This is a genomic window from Paeniglutamicibacter cryotolerans, assembly GCF_014190875.1.
Lineage (GTDB): Bacteria > Actinomycetota > Actinomycetes > Actinomycetales > Micrococcaceae > Paeniglutamicibacter > Paeniglutamicibacter cryotolerans.
On the sequence record NZ_JACHVS010000002.1, the window covers coordinates 516,288 to 535,002 of the forward strand.

The following is an 18,715-nucleotide window of genomic DNA, read 5'->3' on the forward strand; positions in this document are numbered from 1 at the left end:
CACCTTGCAACAGTAGCGGACGCTGGCCACTCGGTGCACCTTTGCTTGCCCTGACCTGCGGCTCGGCGGTGGTGTTGCAAGCTGCAGTCATCTGGAGCTCGGCGATCACGGCATGTGCGGACGCGCCATAGTGCCGCCGGACGCGGGGAAGCGGAGGGCGCGTCCGGGGGTATTTTGTAGCCGCGGGACGCGATGAGGTAATGTTCACCAGCGAAATGGGATCGATTCCAGAATCGATCCCATTATGTGAAACACCCTGCATGCCGGCACTGAAGCCAGGACAATGCGTTCAGACACACTCAATGAGGAGAGCCATGGACATCCCCAGCAACCACCAACAGACACCCGGGGTGTCATTGCGGGAGCAGCACCGATCGTCCATCCGGGCGGTGTCGGCCAGCACCATCGGTTCGGTGCTTGAGTACTACGACTTCTTCGTCTTTGGCACGCTCTCGGCGCTGGTCTTCAGCCATGTGTTCTTCCCCCAGGGGAGCCCAGGAGTGGGCGCCATGCTGGCTATGGCGACGTTCGCCGTGGGCTTCGTTGCGCGCCCGCTGGGCGGGATCATCCTCGGACACTTCGGCGACAAGATCGGGCGCAAACGCGTCCTGCTGTTCACCTTCATGCTTACCGGGATCGTCACGGTTCTGATCGGCTTCCTGCCGACGTACGCCCAGGTCGGCATGGCGGCTCCCGCCTTGCTCGTGCTGCTGCGCGTCCTGCAGGGCGTGGGCATCGGTGGCGAATGGGGCGGTGCCGCATTGCTGGCCGTCGAACACGCGCCGGCCAACCGGCGTGGACTCTATGGGTCGATCGTCCAGGCGGGCGCCCCCGTGGGCGTACTGCTTGCCTCCGGCGTCGTCGCACTGCTGACCGCGACCATCGGGTTGGATGCCATCATCGCCGGGGGCTGGCGCATCCCCTTCCTCGGCTCCGCCGTCCTGCTCATCGTGGGCCTCTTCCTGCGCTTCAAGGTCGATGAGACCCCCGAATTCAATGCCGTCAAGGACAAGAAGCAGGAGGCCAAGCTCCCCGTCATCGAGGCGCTGCGGCGCTACCCGAAGGAAATCGTCTCGGCCATCTTCATCCACATGTCCGACACCACGCTGGGACTGGTCCAGGGTGTTTTCGTGCTCGGGTACGCCTCCGGCGTGCTGGGCATGGACCCGACCCTGGTATTGCTGGCGAACATGTTCTCCTCCGTCTGCAACCTCATCATCACTCCCATCGCCGGGCACCTGGGCGACCGCCTGGGCCAAAAGCGCATCCTCACCGTGGGCCTGGTGCTCATGGGACTCTGGGCCTTCCCGATGTTCTGGCTGATCGGCACGGCCACCGTCTGGGGCCTGTTCACCGCCACGGGCGTCTGCGGCATGCTTGTCGGCCTGCTGTTCAGCCAGCAGGCCACGCTGTTCGCCGACATGTTCCACCCTTCGGTGCGCTACTCGGGGATGTCCATGGGGTTCCAAGTCGGCACCGTGATCGGCGGCGGCTTCGGCCCGCTGATTGCCCAGGGGCTGACCACGGCCACCGGGGGCGCCACCTGGTCGGTCTCCACCTACATCCTCTTCGTTGCGATGCTCGCCCTGGTCGCCACGCTTCTGGTCAAACCGCGTTTCGGATCCCATGCGCACGGCCTCTCCGTCCCGGTACCGGCCCGAACCCGCTGATTAGAGCACAAGGACACACCATGAATAACCCCCATACCTCCTTTCCCGGCGTCATCGGCACCACCGCCGCAGAATCCACCCCCTGGTGGGAGACGCCTCCCGCCGCCGGCTGCCCGCGGCCGAACGTGGTCATGGTGATCCTCGATGACACCGGATGGTCCGATTTCGGCTGCTTCGGATCCGAGATCTCCACCCCCGTAATCGACTCGCTGGCCGCTGAGGGCGTGCGCTATTCCAACTTCCACGTCACGCCCCTGTGCTCTCCGACCCGGGCCTCTTTGCTGACCGGACGCAACCACCACTCGGTGGGCATGCGCTTCCTAGCCGATACGGATACCGGTTTCCCGAACTCCCGCGGAGCCATCCGCGCCGACGTGCCGATGCTGCCCGGGATCCTGCGCTCGGAGGGTTATGGAACCTACCTGGTCGGCAAATGGCACTTGGCCCCGCTCCACGAGGTCACCCCGGCGGGCCCGTTCCGGAACTGGCCGCTGGCCCGCGGGTTCGACCGCTACTACGGCTTCATGGACGGCTGTACCGACCAGTACGAACCCGAACTCTACGAGGACAACCACCAGGTCCCGATCCCGGATACCCCCGGCTACCACCTCAGCGAGGACCTGGTGGACAAGGCCGGCGCCTACCTGCGCGACCATGTGGCCTTCCGTTCCGGCGATCCGTTCTACCTGCAGCTGGCCATGGGTGCCACGCACGCGCCGTTCCAGGCCCCGAGGGAGTTCATTGACAAATACCTCGACACCTTCACCAAGGGCTGGGATGCCACGCGGCGCGAGCGCCTTGAGCGCCAGATCGAACTCGGCGTCTCGCCGGTAGGCACCGTGCTGACCGAACGGGTGGAGGGCGTTGCCGCCTGGGATGAGCTGGACGATGACCAGCGGACCGTCTTCAGCGCGCTGCAGGCCGCCTTTGCCGGCTTCCTGGAGCACACCGACACGCAGTTGGGCCGCCTGCTGGGGACCCTGCGCGAGCTGGGCGCATACGAGAACACCATCGTCATGGTGATGTCCGACAACGGGGCGAGCCCCGAGGGCGGTCCCGGCGGCGACGTCGACACCAACGCCCCCTACTCGGGGGTGCGGCGCACGGCTGCCGAGCTGATCCCGCTGCTGGGAGACTTGGGAACCCTCACCGGCGGTGCGCACTACCCGACCGGCTGGGCCATGGCCGGGAACACGCCGTTCCGCCGTTACAAGCAGTTCGTGGACCTGGGCGGGGTGCGCTCGCCGCTGGTCGTGTCCTGGCCGGCCGGCAACGTGGCGGCCGGTTCGGTGAGCCGGGACTTCATCCACGCCATCGACGTCGCCCCCACGCTGCTGGAGCTGGCCGGAATCACGGCACCGGAGCCCATGGACGGGGCAAGCGCCGCCGGGACGCTGCATGCCGAGGGCACCGGGCGGCCCACGCAGTACTGGGAAATGATGGGGCATCGGGCCCTGTGGCACGAGGGCTGGCGCGCCGTCACCCGCCACCTGCCCGGGGAACCCTACGCATCGGACGAATGGCGCCTCTACGACACGGCTGCTGACTTCGCCGAGGCAACCGACCTGTCGGCCGAACACCCCGAACGCCTCGCGGCGATGCGGGACCTGTGGTGGGAAGCGGCGCGGGAAAACGCTATCTTCCCACTCGATGACCGTCCGCTGCACGAGGCCATCGGCGTCCGTGGCCCGGTCGGGCTCTATGCCGACAGGCAAATAGTGCTGCGCCCGGGTCAGGGGCACGTACCGCTCTCCAGCTCCGTGACCGGCTCGAACCGCGACATCGACCTCACGGCCCACCTGGGCGCGGATTCCTCCCGGGTCACCGGCGTGCTGTTGCACTCGGGCAACGCGCAGGGCGGCTATCTGCTGCGGCTGGAGGCCGGGCACCTGGTCTTCGAGCACTCGATGCTCCGGGATCACCTGGTGCTCGTGGCGCCCTCCCCGCTGGAGGCCACGGCACGCCGTGCCGGGTTCCGGCTGCGCGCGCACCCGGATGGTAGCGGGGAGGTGGAGCTCGTCGACGGCGTCTTGGTGGTGGCCTCGGCGCGGCTGGCCCGCACCTCGGCGCACCTCTCGTTCTGGGGCCTGGATGTGGCGCACGTCCCGGTGAGCACGTTCAGTGCCGCCGAACTGGGTAATCTAGAGGCTGGCCTGCTGGAGAAGATCGTCATAGATGTCCATCCGGCGGCCGACGACAACCGGGAATACGCCGACGCGATCCTGGCAAGCGAGTAGGGAGAGGCCCAGATGAAATCCGTTATTCTTGACGTCGATACAGGTACCGACGATGCCATGGCGCTGATGTTGGCCGTGGCCCACCCGGCCCTGGACGTGCGGGCCGTGACCTGCGTAGGCGGCAACGTGTCGCTGGAGCAGGTGGTAGCCAACACCCTTGGCATCCTCGAGCTCATGGGCGCCGGGCACATTCCGGTCGCCGCCGGGTTGGCCGAGCCGCTGATCGAACCGGCACAGGATGCCAGCTATGTCCACGGCTCCAACGGGGTGGCGGACATCGAACTGCCCACCCCGACCCGCTCCGTCGAGGACGTCCATGCCGTGGAGCTGCTGCGCCGCACCCTGGCTGAGTCGACCGAGCCCATCACCATCATTGCGCTGGCTCCGCTGGGAAACATCGCACTGCTGCTGCGGTTGTACCCCGAGGTCCACGCGAAGATCGAACGCATCGTGTTCATGGGCGGCGCCGTGGGTGCCGGAAATGCCACGGCAAGCGCCGAGTTCAATATCTGGCACGACCCCGAAGCGGCCGAAATGGTGCTTCGCTCCGGGGTCCCGACCACGATGTACGGGCTCGAGGCCTTTTACCAGGTCACCATCGATGCCGAAACCATCGGCGAGCTGGCGTCCTCCACCCAGCCGGTGCAGGCCGTGCTGGGCGGGCTGCTGTCCCACCTGGCCTCGATCAGTGTCGACGAGTCGCGGATCGTGGGAGCGGGCTGGGCAGCGATCGGGGACGCCGGCACCGTGTGCGCCGTCATCGATCCCGACGGGCTGGTCCTGAGAACCGCACCGGTCGAGGTGTCCCTGGCCCCAGGGCCGACCCGCGGGCAGACGGTGGTCGACCTGCGCACCGGACTGGGTGCCGGTGGCGCCGAAACTCACGAACAGGAGAGCCACATCAAGGTGGTGCTGGACGTCGACGGGCCGCGCTACGCCCGGCTCTTCCTGGAGGCGATCGATGCCGTGTCCAGTGCCGCCCCGGCCACGAGCCCGGGGGAATGAGCATGGACGCAGCGGCGCCGACCGGAGGACGGGTTTTCGTCGTCGGCTCCATCAACGTCGATACGGTCATCCGGGTCAAGACCCATCCGCGCCCGGGTGAAACGGTCCATGCCAGCGGTCAGGTCACCGCGCCCGGGGGCAAGGGCGGGAACCAGGCCGCGGCCGCGGCCCGCGCTGGTGCGAGCACCTTGATGGTCGGCCGCGTCGGCTCCGATGTCCCGGGCGGCACCTACGTGGAGCACCTGAGCGCGCTCGGCGTGGACTGCTCGCTGGTTCAGGTGGCCGAGACGGCCACCGGCCAGGCCACTGTCATGGTCGACGACGCGGGGGAGAACTCGATCATCGTGCTCGAGGGCGCGAACGGAAGCGTCACGCTGGCCGACATCGCCGCCATGGCTCCGCTGCTGCGGGCCGGCGACGTGCTCTCCACCCAATACGAGCTGCAGGCCCCCATCGTGGAGGCCGCACTGGTGGCCGCCCGGGCCGCCGGGGCCTACTCGATCCTGAATCCCTCCCCGTGGCAGGACCGGCCTGAACTCATAGCGCTCGCCGACCTGGTGGTCGTCAACGAGCTCGAGGCCGAGCAGCTGGTCCTCGACGGGGAGGGCGTGTGCCTGACTTTGGGAGCAGGCGGGGCCCGCTGGGGCGCCGTCGGGGTCCCGGCCCCGCGGATCACCCCGGTGGACACCACGGGGGCCGGCGACGCGTTCACCGGCACGCTGGCCGCCGGGATTGCCGCCGGAACCGATCGACGGCAGTTGCTCGCCGATGCTGTTGCTGCGGCCTCCGATGCGTGCCTGCGCCCCAATGCGCAGGACTGGGCACGGCGGCCTTGAGGCTCGACACCCGCCGGGACCAGCAGGTAACTGCCACGATCCTGGATGTCGCGGCGCTCGCCGGCGTATCGCGCACCACCGTGTCCCGGGTCATGAATGAACCCGAGCGCGTCACGGTCCGGACCCTGGAACGGGTCCGGGCCGCCGCCGCATCCCTGAATTACCACCCCAGCGCCGCAGCGCGCACCCTGCGCAGCGGACGCACCGGCACTATTGCCCTGGTCGTCGGCGACATCTCCCAGCCCTTCCACGGCGCACTGGCTCAGGCCGTGGCGGGGGAGGCCGACCGCAGGAACATGAGCGTCGTCTTCCACGACCTGGCCCACCGCGAGGAGCGGCTGGTGGCGGTGTTGGACAAACTCGCGACGCAGGGCATCGATGCGGTGGTGATCTGCACGGCCGATGCGCTGGATTCGGACCGGTCAACCGAGGCCATGGCCATCCTGACCGCCCAGGGCATCCCCGCCATCAATTCCCTGGGCGGTGCGGCCGTACCGGGCATGCTCACCCTGGGCCTGGACCATGCTGATTCGTCCCATGCCGCCACCGTGGCGCTGTCACGGGCCGGCGCGCGGTCCATCGGGCTGTTGCTCGGCAACCCCGATGATTCCTACTCGCGGCAGCTCGGTGCCGGCTACCGGGCCGCCCTGGCCGAGGTAGGCCTCGCTGCGGCGGACCGCGAGCTGGTGCTCACCGGCGGCTACTCGTTCGAGCGGGCCCGTGCCGCAGTCGCTGGGTTATTGGATGCTGGAACCCCGCTCGATGCGCTGGTCGTGGCCAACACCCCGATGGCTTTGGGGGCCCTGCGCGCCGCGGGGGACGGGGGGCTGTCGATTCCACGGGACCTGATGCTGATCTGCTGCGAGGACGTGGAACTCGCCGGCCAGGTGAGCCCCGGCATCGCCACGCTCGCCGTCGAGGTGGCAACCAGCGGGCGGGAAATTATGGTGCTATTGGACCAGGCCCTGCAGGGACTGGTCCCGGTGCCGGACAAGCTCCTGCCGGTCCTGCGCCACAGGGAATCTTTTCTCTCGCGTTGATGCGAGACGGGGAGGCGGTGATGCGCAGCTCAACCGGGTGGACCGCCCCGCCTTCCCTGCAGTCGCCCGGTGATCCCATCACCCAGTGCCGCCAGTGCCGCCCCGATGGCGTAGGCGACCAGGTCGGTGGCGACAAAAGTCGAACCCAGCACTAGGCGCAGCGGCGCGAAGGCGGCGCCCAGCTCTCCCGGTACCGGGGTGAGCTGGAAGAGTTCAATGGCCACGCAGACCCCCAGTGCGAGTGCCGCTGCCCTCAATGGGGGCCATCTCGGGGCGAAGAAGGCAACCAGCAGATAGATCAGCACCGCATAAAGTACGCCTCCTGCCATGTCGCCGAGGATGCCTCCGGGGATCAAACGCGAGGCCAGGCCCAGTGGGACGACCAGGACGCCGACCCCGGTCAGGATAAGCCGTCGCTTCGGGGAGGGGGGCTTCGTCTCGGTGGCAGGCATGATGCCAGCCTATCCGGGCCCGAGATCAGTCCGGTTGGGCCAGTCCGCGCTCGTCGACAGGCCTGCAGCGGCAGACTGCTCAGCCGGCCAAGAGTGCAGATTTCTTTCCCGTTGGATTGTCCTCGTGCCATTGGTGCATGAACTGGTTGTATTCGAACTGTTGGCCAAGGTCTCCTCCGACCCGGTTCCGGGCCAGGGGGCCGGGGCGTCGGCCAACTTGATGCTTCCTCGGCGCCGGAAATGAATTCGCGCATCGAAATGCAAGTCCGTCCCGAGCAGAACGGCAAACCGGCGGCGCAAGACCTGCGTCGTTTTCCAAAGTCGCTTGCATTGGGATTCCCGGATTTTCGTGCTCATGCAGCCGTGTGTGAATACCTGAATTGTCAGGATTCATCTGCGCCATCGTGCAATTTGGTCCACCCCGTGTTCGGTGCCAATGCTTTTTTGTGTGTGGGGTTTTCAACGCTAAAAATCACAACCCGATTTTGGGCCCGACCCGCTTACGCTTTCCCGGTGAGTCCTTCTACCCGTTCCGGGGAATGATCTACGGTTGAGCGTCCGACTGAGAAAAGCTCCGTCAGTTCAATCAGTATGTGTTCACCCTCACCGTGAAGCTTCACGAGGTGAGCTTCCTGGATTTTGGATAGGTTGGACTTCTCCCTGGCAACCTACAGTTGGCCTTGCCAGCTTTCATCCCTTCATGGGGGCGAGTCTGAATCGGGTCATCCCCAAACTCAGCAATCATGGACAGCACGGTCAACAGCAGTTTCTCCATGGAATCGTTCGGGTCATACACCGACCCGTCGATGATGCGGTTGACCCCGCGGCTGGCCAAGCCGTCGGTAGCGGAGTGTGCTTCCCGCAAGTAGCGTTCCAGTCGATCGAATTTTGTCACCTCGAAAGTATCGCCCTCCCGACATTCAGTCATGAATTTGCTTTAGCTAGGGCGGTTCTTGTTGGTTTGGGTGAGTCCATGGTCAAAAGAGATGGGTTTCGCATGGATTTCCATAAACTCCAACGCATCGCGTTGCGTGATGAGGTTTTGTTCATTGTCCTGGCCTTCGTCCGTTACCTGAATTCGCTGCATCCGCTCACTGAACGCATCGCGATCCTCCTGGACCACGACGACCAGCACCGAGCCATGGAGGTGGCTGCGCGGGTTGGTGACTGGGCGGCGGCGAACCATGTCGAGCTCGCCTAGGTGCCCTTCTACGGCTCGCATCTGCACCGGAGCGAAGCCAGGTTCACCGCTCTGCGCTACTTCGCACTTAACGCAACGGGGCATCCGAGCCATGGTGAGTAGTCGAGCAGGATCCGTCGATACATCATCTGGGGCAACCATCTCCCGACCGATCCACGCCTGCGCTAGGTGCTCCGTCGGACAGCAATCATCAAGTGGTCAAAGGTGGCCTGATGGTGTCACGTGACACCGGTAATTTTCGGGTAGGCCCTGGGTTTCCGTTTTTCTCCTCGCAAGCAGCCACCAGCGTTGGTAGCGCACAAGGCATTCTGTGCGTTAAGTTGGTGCGAGAAGTCGGCCGCACTTCCTTGACGTAAGTAAGGAATCGTTGGTCGGGAGCGAGCAATATTGCCACGGAGTTGCGGCGATATCCGGGGATGCCCCTCCTGGGCGACGGGGACCGTCCCGGATCGATGTTCCCGTTGTTCATCAGTTAGCGAGGCGGTTGGCATGTTAGAGACATTGGGCCATCTCCTGCCCATCGCGGTGGCGGTTGCGATCAGTTCCGTCCCGATCATGGCCACGGTCCTCATCTTGTTGTCCCCGAATAGAAACCGATCGGCCCTACCCTTCCTACTCGGATGGTTGGCCGGCATAGCCATCGTCATCACTTTCTTTGCCGTGGCGGCCTATGCACTCCCCGCACCTACAACAAAAAAGCCGGAGTACCTGGCCGGGATCGCACTCATCATCGTCGGCGCGGGTCTTGTCATCCTAGGGATTGTCAATTGGCGCCGCTCAGCCGGCAAACCCATCGGCACAGGCCCAAAGTGGCTCCAAGCCGTGGGCCGCCTCGGCCCATGGTCATCTTTGGCGCTCGCCCTTGGGCTGAACCTTCGCCCGAAATCCATCCTGCTTGGTGCCGCAGGCGGAATCTTCTTGGCTAACCCGTCACTCAGCCGCGCATCCTCCGTAGCGGTCCTCGTCATTTACTCCGTGGTCGCCGCCAGTACCGTGGGTGCCCCGATCATTGCAACACTGATCGCGCCCAACGAGATGGAGAAGAAACTGTTAGCCGTGCGGAACTGGATGGAAAAGAATAATAAGGTCATCTCGCTCCTCATCGCCATCATGATCGGAATATTCATCATCGGATACGGCATGACCCGGCTATAGCTGGATGATTCAGGTCAGCTGCTTGCGCGGCATCACCACCTCCTTGATGATCAAAATGATGCCAGCAGAGATCGGGATAGCCACCAAAGCGCCCGGAAGGCCGAATAACGTGGATCCTGCAAGCGCTGAGATCAATACCACTGAACCGGGCACCTGAACGGCCTTGCCCATCACCTTGGGCGTGAGGACATAGGCTTCGACCTGCATGTAGATGAGCATGAAAATCAAGACCACCAGCCCCGAGACGGGTGCGTGGAAGAAGGCGAGGATGGTCATGGCCACCGTGGTCAGAATTGTTCCGATCAGCGGTATCAAGGTGATGAAAAATGCCAGGACCCCAATCAGGAACGCCCCCGGCACGCCGGTCAGCACCAGCAGGACCACAGAAAATACAGCGTTGAAGAACGCGAGGATCACCATGCCGCTGAGGTATCTGCCGAAATTCTTTAAGATGCGCTCGGAGTATCCGATGAAGGCAGGCCGGTGGGATGCTGAAATTAGGTTGTAGGCTGCCTGCTTGGTTGCATCGTAGGTGGCGATGAAATAGATCGTGAGAATCGCCATGAAAAAGCCGCTCGCAACCCCGTTGACCACTGAAACGCCAAAACCGGCAATCCCGGAGCCCAACGACGCCCATACGGCCGGGTCCTTAATCTCAGTCGCCACCCAGTTGGCCAGACCGCCCAGAGCCCCATTGCTCGTGGCATTCGCCGGGTCAAACCACCCTTGCGCCTTCAGGTGTTCGATCTCACCCGGAATGGCGGTGGCAAGCGTCTGGATCTGCCGGAAGACCAACGGAAGCACCACCCACAAGATGGTGACAAGGATGGCGACGATGATCAGGATAACGGTGAGAATAGCAAGTGGACGCGACATTCGGTGGCGTTGAAACCAGCGCACCAGCGGATCGAAGCCGACAGCCGCGAACAAGGCGAGGAAGACCGAGTAGATGATCCCGCGCATCCCGTATAGCGCCAACCCTGTTGCGATCCCACCGAGGGCACCCAACGCCATCACATAGCTGGCTAGCATCGGACCGCTGCGCATCACGGCCGGCCCCCCAGGTTCATTCCCGCCCTCGGATGGTACTTTCTTGGCTGATTGCATTTTATCGTCCTTTCGTACTTGGCCATCTGCTGTCTTCGCCGGCGCTGTCGGCGGCTGACTGTTCCAATTCCGGTCCCGTGGAGAGACATCCATGGAGGCGGATGGCATCCCGGGTACACCGGAGGTTTTGTGGGGTCCGGGGCTTCGTCGCTTGGCGATTAATGGCGTGGAGGCGTGCCTTGTCGCGCACTTTGCGGCAGGCCGCCCTCCTGGGCGCCCGGGGGCTTTCCGGGATGCCGTCAGAAAGGACTGCCTAGATGATTGATTCCAAGGGTTCATGGTCATAGGCGGTCAGCGACCGCAGTGGATGGGAACCGGTGTTCAGGTTGTGCCAGATGGCCACGGTCAGCGCGAGGATGCGTTGCAGGACCCGCACGGTGACCCCGGCGATGGTCCTCCCGCCATGGGCCTCCAGGTCCAGCTGGCCCTTGAGGGTGTCGTTGATTGACTCGATGACCTGACGCAGTGGCTTGAGCAGACTCTTTCCGGGACGGGGTTTCTCACCTTGACGGGTCGGACGGACCAGGGTGATCCCGGCCTCGGAGAGGTCCTGCTCGAAGGCCTTCCCGTAGTAGTTCTTGTCCGCGATGATGATCTGTCCCGGCTCCACCGGGGTGGGCAGGTTTTCCAGGATGCCCAGCAGGGTCTCACGCTCATCGGCCTTCGCCCCGGTCAGCGCGTAGCCGACCGGCAGTCCGGTCGGGGTGCACAGCAGGTGCAGGCGCAGCCCCCAGAACCACCGTGAATGCGAGGCGCAGTACCCGTATTCGGCCCAGCCGGCCAGTTCGGAGCGGTGGGCCGTGGTGTGGGAGCGCCCGCATTCCACAGGGGTGGAATCGGCGAGCCACAGCTCATCGGACCAGAGCCCGGTGGTGTGGGCCAGGTGTTCGTTGAGAGCCTGCAGGGTCCCGCCCAGCTTCCGCAGCCGTTTGTTGTATCCGGGTTGTTGGGGCAGGTCCGGGAACCATCGGCGCAGGTCGTTATGGGATTGGCGGAGCCAGCGGCGTTCGGAGGTGAAGCCGAGCAGGGCCTGGAGGACCGCGATGGTGACCAGTTCGGCGTCGCTGATCCGGGGCCCGAAGCCGATGGCCGGACGCCACGGGAGCAGGTGCGGATTGGCCTTCAGAAAGTCGTCCGCGCAGGCGTACAGTGCTGTTGCAAGGGTGTCCAGATCGGGAGCCATCGGAACTCTCCAGGTTCGAATGTTGGGTATTACATCTCGATTCTGGACACCCTTGCCCGCGCTGTCACCCCTTGGAATCAATCATCTAGAGCACCTAGCAACCAGGCCAGGGGCAGGATGTGAGGCGCGGATCCACCTTGCCGGGGGATTCATCAGCGACGACCGACCGAAGAGGCACCGCCACATCGGAGCCATCTCATGTGTGATTCGTCGGCAGAGTCGGACAAACAAAGTGACGGAGGCGAACCCTCCGGCGAACCGCGCATCGCCCTGCCTGAACTTTGGGGAGCGCTCGAGCATTGAGGGAGGCGTGAAGCTGAAAATGGCACCCAGCTCCGCAAAGTCCTGTGCCGGGCTCATTTTCAGCAGTGCGAGGTCGCCGCACTGCGCAAGGAAGCTCGGGAGTAGATCTGACCGCCGATGCGTTGGGAGCAGCAGGTACAGTCCGTATTTGCGTCTTTCGGCCACAATCTGGATGATCCTGTCACCAGTATCAAATAGGACAAGAGTAAAAAAACGAACCAATTGACCAAAAAGTTTCGAGTAAATGCATTTTCACTCTCACCTCCGCCAATAAGGGGCGGGGGAATCACCAACCCGAAAAGTCTTTGGGTCAAGCGACTCCCCTCCCACATTTTGTGCCCAGCATATACACCGGGGCCCATCGCAGGAAGAGTGCACGGCATGCAGTTTGATGGGGATCGATGGACAGGTTTCCTTGGCGAGGTCTACGGCCTTCTTGGGCATCGCCGAACTACCGTCTTCCGATAGCCTGCTCGGTCCAACGAGATAGCTGGTGTTGAAGAATGGGCGCAGTGCGGGCGCGTTGGTCCGGTGGGCATGGAAATCCTCAAGGCGCACCGGCAACTGGTCGACGGTTCCATCTCCCTGAGGAACCTGCGGCTGTCGCTTCCTTTTCCAGCCAGGCTCAGGTGCGCAGGCGGCGCTAGTTGCAGGGCGCCGAGGGTTGAGCTGTGTCAAGGAGTCGGGATGGTTGGGTAGCTTCGCTGGCTCACCTGATGTGAGTGTGGGTGCCACTATTTCTGATAGGGAGGACTGGTCTCCACCGGCCCGCAAGCCAGCATGATCAATGCCAGCGCGGCTTCGACAGTTTTTGGGGCCGATTTCGGTGAAGAACTTATCCAGAGTGGTGGCGTTCTTCCCGGGCGCACCCCAGAGGATGGTGGAGGTTTCATGGTCCGAGACCAGGGTGAGATAGTCATGGTGCTTGCGCCAGGAGATCTTATCCACGCCCAGGTTCACCAGGTGATTCGGATGAAGGCGCAGACGCTGGTCTTGTCGGTGCGGGTGACCAGCCAGACGACCAGGTCTTCGAAGTCTCCGGTAAACCGGGAGCCGTGGTGGGCGAAGGGCACGGCCTGGACCACCACACCGTGGGTGGGGCAGTGCCAGGGCTAATGCATAGTCGCTGAAAACCATTGGCTTTAGGGGCTTCTCAGCGACTATGCATTAGCCCTGGATCTTCAGCGCTGGGCGGGATGATTCGCTTGATGGATCGTGTCCCACTCAAGGGTCCGCTTAAGGACACGTAATCGCAGTGAAGGCGACTTCGGCAAACGACAACCTGGATGCAACGCTGGCCTGGCGCGATCACCGTCTTCTCGGATAGCGGCTCGGCCAGCTGGGCGACAGTACCCGGTTGGGCACCGGTGGCGCGATGAATTCCTGCCAGTCCAGTGGAACGGCAATGCATCGGGTCCGCAGTTCCTTGCTGCAGGGGGTCGGCAGCCCCCGCGTGCGCGTGGACCCGGCGAGTTTCTCTTTGAGCCAGCTCCAGCGCAGGAACTCGGTCCCCCGACAACCCGGTGGCCAGTGGTGGGCGCCGGGCATCAGATATCTGCGGGGAGAAATGGTAGCGAATATTCGTTAGCGGTCCCGATGCGGTGCCCGCGGCGTGCTGCCCGGCTTAGAGCAGTTCGGCGCGCAGCTGCTCCGGGGTCTTGATCGAGAGTAGGCCCGGGGCAACGTCCAGCACCGTGACGGCGCCGTACTGCCCGGCCTGGTTGATCCGATGCGTGGCACGCGCATAGGCCACCAGCACGCTGGCGGTGAACTCCGGGTTGCTTTCCAGTGCCAGACGGTACTCGATAACCTGGGCATTCTCGTCGCTGGTGTTGCCGCTGCGGATCACGAAGCCACCGTGCGGCATGGCCTGGTGGTCGTGCGCCAGTTCCTCGGCAGAGATGAAGTTGACCGTAGTGTCGTACTCGTCGAAGTAGTGCGGCATGGACACGATGGTCCGGCGGATCTTCTCGGCGTCGGCGCCGTCGGCCAGCACCACGAAGCACTCGCGCACGTGCTTTTCGCGGGTGGACAGCTCCGGGCGGGAACCGCTGCGCACCTGCGCGATGGCGGTCTCCGAGGGCAGCGTGTACTGCACTCCGCCGGCGACGCCGGGGATGCGGCGGATGGCATCGGAGTGGCCCTGGCTCAGGCCGCGGCCCCAGAAGGTGTAGGTTTCGCCATCGGGAAGCAGCGCCTCGCCGTAGAGACGGTTGATGGAGAACATGCCCGGGTCCCAGCCGGCGGAGATCAATGCGGTCTTCTTCCCTGCACGGGCCGGGATGTCGACCGTCTCGAAGTACTTGGGGATGCGGGCATGGGTATCGAAGCTGTCCACCGTGTTGAAGCGGGCCGCCAATTCCGGACCCTGCTCGGGTAGATCGGACTTGGAGCCGCCACACAGGATCAGCACGTCCACCTCGTGCCGGAACTGGTCTAAGTCGTTCATGGCAAAGACGGCTGTGTCGTCGAAGTACGCCGACAAGGCCTCGGGGGCGCGGCGGGTGAAGATGCCCACCAGCTCCATGTCCGGGTTTTTGGAAACGGAGATTTCCACTCCGCGTCCCAGATTTCCGTATCCGACGATGCCAATGCGAATCTTTTCAGCCATCTTGTTCTCCTCTATCGTGACCGACATCCAGTGTAGTGGCTGACGTATCCGGGGGAACCGCCGAACGGCACCCACGTCGGTGACAAAAGTCCCTGCCGTCGAACCGCGGCGCGTTGCAGGCTGGAGGGCGAACGCGTTGGGCAGATGACGGAACCGCTGGTCCTACAACGCGGTCTAGCCCTAGCCCTTGCCGTGGGGCTCGTGCTCATCCTGGTCTCCGCGCTGAAGGGTGCGAAGGATTCCTGTATGGTGCTGCTGGTTTCCGCCGGCTATTTCGCCAGCTGCGTCTCGATGTCGATTGTCCGCTAGGTGTATCCATGACCGTGCACATGGACACGGGGCGCCGGAGCGGGGGAGGGCGGTACGCCACCGTCGAACCATGATGCGACGGCCTCCGGTGCCGTGCCGCGGGTGTACGGTTCGCCTATGAGCGCATCCGATCGTGTTCCTCCACAGCCTCCGCCTTCCCAGGCCCGGGACTCTAGCACTGGGCCCCCGTTCAATCAGGGGTATGCGCATCAGCGGGTCTACGCCAGGTCCAAGCCGATTCTCTGGTGGGGAATCGCCGGAGTCTTCATGGGGCTTCTCCTGGGAGCCGTGGGGTTGATGATCCTACTGATGCCCATGGCCCTCTTCCTGCTGGATGGCGGATCACACGCCTCCCCGTTCAACGAGTTAGCCGCCGGGTTCATCGCGCTGGGCACCACGACCGTCGTCATCGGGTTCGGGCTGCTGGGGTTTGGCATCGTCGGGATCATCTTCGGGGTGCGAAAGACCCGCTAGGAGCTGGCGGGGAGCCGTGGATCGACGGCCACCCGTGACCGTTGGCTAGCGCCGGGGACGGGCATCGCCGGTTCCCCCGATGTCGGAGAACGCCGGGGAACCGGCCGGTGCCAGCATGCTCAGCGCCCGGGGGTGGATGCCGATGGACGCCGAAAGTGCGGCAACCAGCTCGCCGTCGGCATAGATGTTCAGCGGCATGCTGGCGCTGATCTCCACAGTGTGCCCACGCACCAGGGAGATGTTTGACTGGCCGGTGTGGTGGCCCCGGTAGGAGCGCAGGAACGTCGCCGCCACGCCTAGGATGCCAGCCCGACCCAGCGAGACGACATCAAGCAGCCCGTCGTCGACCAGGGCGTCCGGAGCGATCCGCAACCCGCCACCATATTGGCCGACATTGCCCACGGCGATGAACCAGCCCGGGAAGGTGCACGGTTTCCCGTCCACAGTGAGTGTGAAGGTCACGTTCTTCCAATGGGCCAGGGCCTTGAGTCCCCCATAGAGGTAGGTGAACGGGCCGAGGTTCATGGCGGCGCGGTTGCCGTTCTCGTTGGCGAGCCCGTCAAAACCAACGTTGGCCACGCCCAAGTACGGACGCCCATTCACCACGCCGAGGTCGAGGTGATGCACCCGAAGCTCCTCGATGCTCCGGATGGACTTGACCGGGTCAAGGCCCAGGCCCAGTCGCCGGACCGTGTCGTTGCCGCGGCCGCCGGCCAGCGGGAGCAAGATGGCGCCGGACTCTGCTGCTCCGCCGGCTGCGGCCCCGAGAAACCCGTCCCCGCCGAGCACGGCAACCAGCGACCCCGGGGCTGCCGTGCGGGCCTGCGAGGTCGCCTGTCCGAGACTCTCGGTGATCGAAACGATGGGGGTGATTCCCTCCGCCTCCAGGGCGCCTAGGACGCGGGGCAGCAAGCGCACTCCCCGGCCGCGGCCGGCCGTCGGATTGACGAGGAGCAGGGAGGGCCCGCCGGAAAAGACGTTCACCCGGATGTCCCGTCGGGGAATGCGCCGGGGACGGTGTTGCGCGAACCGTTCCGGGCCAGGTCCAGGACGAGCCCGGCAGGCTCGCGCGCCCGGACCGCGTCCCCGGGAACCAGCGCGAGCCTGGTGCGCCGGTCCAACAGGTCGTCGATGCTCGTGGCGCCCTCGGCGCGCACGGCGAAAAGGAGTTCGGCGCCGGTGATCTCCGTACCGTCGAACAGCGGCCGAGCCAGGAGCGGGTCCTCGCGGGAGAACGCCTGCACGGTGGAGGCCTCGGTCCCATACTTCTGGATGAGCCGGGCCGGTGCGTTGACGGTATCGAGGACCCCGCGGCGGCCGGCTCCCACCAGCGGCAGTCTTCTGGTGACGCACGCGGCGGGGGAGCCGAGCCGTGCGGCCACGGCATCGACTGCATCCTGCGCCATCGCGCGGTAGGTGGTCAGCTTTCCACCCACCACGGTGACCGGGTGCCCGGGGGTGTCGGTGACCAGGTGCCTGCGCGAAACATCGGCGGTGCCTTCCTTCTTTCCCAGATGGTTGGCCCGCACTAGGGGGCGCAGCCCGGCAAAGGAGCCAACGATGTCGGCACGCGTCAGCGGCACGGAGAATGCTGTGTTGATGACCTCGAGCAGGAAGTCGATGTCGCGCTCCGGAACGGCGGGACGGTGGCCGTCGGCATCCCGGTCCTCCTCATCGGTGAGTCCGATGTAGGACACCCCCGTAGGCTGTGGAAGGACGAATACGTATCTGCCGAAGTGCCCCGGAACCTGGACGGTGTGAGCTGCATGCGGATTGCCCAGCCGTTCGGATCGCACCACCAGATGGGTTCCGCGGCTGGGGGACAAGGAGAGCCGGTCCTCGAAGCCGGCGGCCCATACCCCGGTAGCGTTCACGACGGCCCGGGCAGTGATCCGCACCGGGGCCCCGGTGCGCGTGTCGTGTGCCGTCACCGAGGTGTCCGTGAGGGCCGTTGCCTCGACGTCGCGCATCACGTGGGCCCCGAACCCCGCGGCCGTGCGCAGGACCCCGAGCACCAGCCGGGCGTCGTCGAAGACCTGACCGTCCCAGTAGAGCAGGCCGCGGCGCAGCGATCCGGCATCAAGCGCCGGCACCATGGCGGAGACGGCCTGCCCCGACAGGATCTGAGGGCGCGGGAGCGTGGCGCTGCGCATCCCCGATGCCCGGCGCAGCAGGTCGTAGACCACAAGGCCCAGGCCGGAGAGGGCCGCTTCATGACGTGGGGCCTTGCGCAAGTCGGGGATGATGAAACCCAACGGGTGGACAAGATGCGGGGCAATGTCCTGCATCAGCCAGCGACGCTCCCTGGCCGATTCCCAGGCAACGGAAAAGTCGGCCTTGGCCAGGTAGCGGAGCCCGCCATGGACGAGCTTGGAGCTGTACCCACTGGTTCCGGAGCCGAAGTCGGCGCTCTCGATCAGGGCAACGCTGAACCCGCGGCTCACGGCATCGAGCGCGACGCCGGCCCCGGTGATTCCCCCTCCCACCACTGCCACGTCGACCGGGTTTTCGGCGACGTGGTCCAGGGACCGCCGTCGGGTGGCATCGTTGAGCCAGGTCTTGTTCATGGCCGGCTCCCGGGAGTGAGGTAGCGTTCGAGCATCTTTCGCAGTTCTGCCAGGGATGATTCGAAGGAGTCCAGTTTCAGCAGGACCTTCGAGGAAAGGGCAACGCCCTGGACGGCCAGCAGCAGGGTGGTTGCCGTGGCGTCGGAGGCCTCGCTGCTGCCGTCCTCCAGACCCAGCCCGATCAGCGAGGTGATCTCCTTGAGCAGGAGCTGCTGGCTGGAACCGAACCTGTCGGTGACGTAGGGAATCAGGAATTCGGGATCGCGCTCGCCGATGGAGGCTAGCAGTGGCGAGGTGACGAAGACCCGCACGCTTTCCACGGCGAAGTGCACCAGGTTTTCCCGCCCGTTTCCGGCTGGAATTCCGGTGCGCACCGCCGTGGCGTAGGAGCGGAATTCCCGGGTGAGGGTCTGCAGCACGGCGTTCTCCACCGAACCCATGCGGCGGTAGAACGTCATGCGGGAAATGCCGGCGCGCTCGGCAATGTCGTTGGCCGTAGTGCGGCGGACGCCGTGCAGGATCACCGAGTCCCTGGTGGCTGTGAGCACCTTCGTATCATTCGGCG

Annotated in this window: 19 protein-coding genes; 9 read left to right on the top strand and 10 right to left on the bottom strand. The window is 64.8% G+C overall.

Translation table 11 applies throughout. The annotated features are described in order from the left end of the window. Nucleotides 1-314 precede the first annotated feature (314 nt). Genes E9229_RS15540 through E9229_RS15560 form a run of 5 tightly spaced genes read left to right on the top strand, consistent with a single transcriptional unit; the run spans nucleotide 315 to nucleotide 6,788 of the window. Entirely contained in the window at nucleotides 315-1,670 is a 1,356-nt protein-coding gene (locus E9229_RS15540) for an MFS transporter (RefSeq protein ID WP_183512545.1), read from the top strand. A 20-nt stretch (nucleotides 1,671-1,690) separates the two neighbouring features. Beyond that, nucleotides 1,691-3,907: an arylsulfatase gene (locus E9229_RS15545; protein WP_183512546.1), complete on the top strand. Its 2,217-nt coding sequence runs from the start codon at nucleotides 1,691-1,693 to the stop codon at nucleotides 3,905-3,907. Nucleotides 3,908-3,919: 12 nt separating this feature from the next. Then, a complete protein-coding gene (locus E9229_RS15550) occupies nucleotides 3,920-4,912 on the top strand; it encodes a nucleoside hydrolase (protein ID WP_183512547.1) in 993 nt (330 codons plus the stop codon). Beyond that, nucleotides 4,909-5,748 (top strand): PfkB family carbohydrate kinase, encoded by an 840-nt coding sequence (locus tag E9229_RS15555; protein ID WP_221184677.1) that lies wholly within the window; start codon nucleotides 4,909-4,911, stop codon nucleotides 5,746-5,748. The genes E9229_RS15550 and E9229_RS15555 overlap by 4 nt, the downstream gene beginning before the upstream one ends. Further along, complete coding sequence (locus E9229_RS15560) at nucleotides 5,745-6,788, top strand: LacI family DNA-binding transcriptional regulator (RefSeq protein ID WP_183512549.1); 1,044 nt, start codon at nucleotides 5,745-5,747, stop codon at nucleotides 6,786-6,788. Before E9229_RS15555 ends, E9229_RS15560 begins: the two co-directional genes overlap by 4 nt. Before the next feature lie 29 nt (nucleotides 6,789-6,817). Here E9229_RS15560 and E9229_RS15565 read toward each other — a convergent pair whose 3' ends face one another. Together E9229_RS15565 and E9229_RS19505 are read right to left on the bottom strand one after the other, a co-directional pair. Further along, nucleotides 6,818-7,240 carry a ribosomal maturation YjgA family protein gene (locus tag E9229_RS15565; protein WP_183512550.1) on the bottom strand — a complete coding sequence of 141 codons (423 nt, stop codon included), beginning with the start codon at nucleotides 7,238-7,240 and terminating at the stop codon, nucleotides 6,818-6,820. 616 nt (nucleotides 7,241-7,856) lie between these two features. Continuing rightward, the gene (locus E9229_RS19505; RefSeq protein ID WP_246380810.1) at nucleotides 7,857-8,168 is read right to left on the bottom strand and encodes a recombinase family protein; all 312 of its coding nucleotides are present in this window, start codon (nucleotides 8,166-8,168) and stop codon (nucleotides 7,857-7,859) included. 69 nt (nucleotides 8,169-8,237) lie between these two features. Here E9229_RS19505 and E9229_RS19065 point away from each other — a divergent pair, with 69 nt between their 5' ends. Together E9229_RS19065 and E9229_RS15580 are read left to right on the top strand one after the other, a co-directional pair. Next, nucleotides 8,238-8,441 (top strand): hypothetical protein, encoded by a 204-nt coding sequence (locus tag E9229_RS19065; RefSeq protein WP_221184787.1) that lies wholly within the window; start codon nucleotides 8,238-8,240, stop codon nucleotides 8,439-8,441. 489 nt (nucleotides 8,442-8,930) lie between these two features. Then, nucleotides 8,931-9,596: a GAP family protein gene (locus E9229_RS15580; protein WP_281369592.1), complete on the top strand. Its 666-nt coding sequence runs from the start codon at nucleotides 8,931-8,933 to the stop codon at nucleotides 9,594-9,596. Between the two features lie 9 nt (nucleotides 9,597-9,605). On the opposite strand, the gene E9229_RS15585 is transcribed toward E9229_RS15580, so the two are convergent. The 5 genes from E9229_RS15585 to E9229_RS15605 form a co-directional block, all read right to left on the bottom strand. Continuing rightward, complete coding sequence (locus E9229_RS15585; RefSeq protein WP_183512553.1) at nucleotides 9,606-10,703, bottom strand: AI-2E family transporter; 1,098 nt, start codon at nucleotides 10,701-10,703, stop codon at nucleotides 9,606-9,608. Nucleotides 10,704-10,956: 253 nt separating this feature from the next. After that, nucleotides 10,957-11,886 (bottom strand): IS982 family transposase, encoded by a 930-nt coding sequence (locus tag E9229_RS15590; protein ID WP_183509723.1) that lies wholly within the window; start codon nucleotides 11,884-11,886, stop codon nucleotides 10,957-10,959. Nucleotides 11,887-12,447: 561 nt separating this feature from the next. Continuing rightward, nucleotides 12,448-13,149 (bottom strand): transposase, encoded by a 702-nt coding sequence (locus E9229_RS20110; RefSeq protein ID WP_407671376.1) that lies wholly within the window; start codon nucleotides 13,147-13,149, stop codon nucleotides 12,448-12,450. After that, nucleotides 13,146-13,262, bottom strand: coding sequence for a transposase family protein (locus E9229_RS19725; RefSeq protein WP_183512555.1), 117 nt, complete (start codon nucleotides 13,260-13,262; stop codon nucleotides 13,146-13,148). The genes E9229_RS20110 and E9229_RS19725 overlap by 4 nt, the downstream gene beginning before the upstream one ends. A gap of 551 nt (nucleotides 13,263-13,813) precedes the next feature. Continuing rightward, the gene (locus tag E9229_RS15605) at nucleotides 13,814-14,800 is read right to left on the bottom strand and encodes a diaminopimelate dehydrogenase (RefSeq protein ID WP_183512556.1); all 987 of its coding nucleotides are present in this window, start codon (nucleotides 14,798-14,800) and stop codon (nucleotides 13,814-13,816) included. Nucleotides 14,801-14,944: 144 nt separating this feature from the next. On the opposite strand from E9229_RS15605, the gene E9229_RS15610 reads away from it, so the two are divergent. Together E9229_RS15610 and E9229_RS15615 are read left to right on the top strand one after the other, a co-directional pair. After that, entirely contained in the window at nucleotides 14,945-15,109 is a 165-nt protein-coding gene (locus tag E9229_RS15610; RefSeq protein ID WP_183512558.1) for a hypothetical protein, read from the top strand. A gap of 267 nt (nucleotides 15,110-15,376) precedes the next feature. Beyond that, nucleotides 15,377-15,583, top strand: coding sequence for a hypothetical protein (locus E9229_RS15615; RefSeq protein ID WP_183512559.1), 207 nt, complete (start codon nucleotides 15,377-15,379; stop codon nucleotides 15,581-15,583). Nucleotides 15,584-15,628: 45 nt separating this feature from the next. On the opposite strand, the gene E9229_RS15620 is transcribed toward E9229_RS15615, so the two are convergent. Genes E9229_RS15620 through E9229_RS15630 form a run of 3 tightly spaced genes read right to left on the bottom strand, consistent with a single transcriptional unit; the run spans nucleotide 15,629 to nucleotide 18,698 of the window. Then, nucleotides 15,629-16,567 (bottom strand): diacylglycerol/lipid kinase family protein, encoded by a 939-nt coding sequence (locus tag E9229_RS15620; RefSeq protein WP_183512560.1) that lies wholly within the window; start codon nucleotides 16,565-16,567, stop codon nucleotides 15,629-15,631. Then, entirely contained in the window at nucleotides 16,564-18,150 is a 1,587-nt protein-coding gene (locus E9229_RS15625) for a glycerol-3-phosphate dehydrogenase/oxidase (RefSeq protein ID WP_183512561.1), read from the bottom strand. The genes E9229_RS15620 and E9229_RS15625 overlap by 4 nt, the downstream gene beginning before the upstream one ends. Next, nucleotides 18,147-18,698 (bottom strand): TetR/AcrR family transcriptional regulator, encoded by a 552-nt coding sequence (locus E9229_RS15630; RefSeq protein WP_183512563.1) that lies wholly within the window; start codon nucleotides 18,696-18,698, stop codon nucleotides 18,147-18,149. Before E9229_RS15630 ends, E9229_RS15625 begins: the two co-directional genes overlap by 4 nt. Nucleotides 18,699-18,715 lie beyond the last annotated feature (17 nt).

Excerpts from the sequence above, each read along its gene's own strand:
- E9229_RS15540 (WP_183512545.1), top strand. The coding sequence starts at position 315 with ATGGACATCCCCAGCAACCACCAACAGACACCCGGGGTGTCATTGCGG.
- E9229_RS15545 (WP_183512546.1), top strand. The coding sequence starts at position 1,691 with ATGAATAACCCCCATACCTCCTTTCCCGGCGTCATCGGCACCACCGCC.
- E9229_RS15550 (WP_183512547.1), top strand. The coding sequence starts at position 3,920 with ATGAAATCCGTTATTCTTGACGTCGATACAGGTACCGACGATGCCATG.
- E9229_RS15555 (WP_221184677.1), top strand. The coding sequence starts at position 4,909 with ATGAGCATGGACGCAGCGGCGCCGACCGGAGGACGGGTTTTCGTCGTC.
- E9229_RS15565 (WP_183512550.1), bottom strand. The coding sequence starts at position 7,240 with ATGCCTGCCACCGAGACGAAGCCCCCCTCCCCGAAGCGACGGCTTATC.
- E9229_RS19505 (WP_246380810.1), bottom strand. The coding sequence starts at position 8,168 with ATGACTGAATGTCGGGAGGGCGATACTTTCGAGGTGACAAAATTCGAT.
- E9229_RS19065 (WP_221184787.1), top strand. The coding sequence starts at position 8,238 with ATGGATTTCCATAAACTCCAACGCATCGCGTTGCGTGATGAGGTTTTG.
- E9229_RS15580 (WP_281369592.1), top strand. The coding sequence starts at position 8,931 with ATGTTAGAGACATTGGGCCATCTCCTGCCCATCGCGGTGGCGGTTGCG.
- E9229_RS15585 (WP_183512553.1), bottom strand. The coding sequence starts at position 10,703 with ATGCAATCAGCCAAGAAAGTACCATCCGAGGGCGGGAATGAACCTGGG.
- E9229_RS15590 (WP_183509723.1), bottom strand. The coding sequence starts at position 11,886 with ATGGCTCCCGATCTGGACACCCTTGCAACAGCACTGTACGCCTGCGCG.
- E9229_RS15605 (WP_183512556.1), bottom strand. The coding sequence starts at position 14,800 with ATGGCTGAAAAGATTCGCATTGGCATCGTCGGATACGGAAATCTGGGA.
- E9229_RS15610 (WP_183512558.1), top strand. The coding sequence starts at position 14,945 with ATGACGGAACCGCTGGTCCTACAACGCGGTCTAGCCCTAGCCCTTGCC.
- E9229_RS15615 (WP_183512559.1), top strand. The coding sequence starts at position 15,377 with ATGGGGCTTCTCCTGGGAGCCGTGGGGTTGATGATCCTACTGATGCCC.
- E9229_RS15625 (WP_183512561.1), bottom strand. The coding sequence starts at position 18,150 with ATGAACAAGACCTGGCTCAACGATGCCACCCGACGGCGGTCCCTGGAC.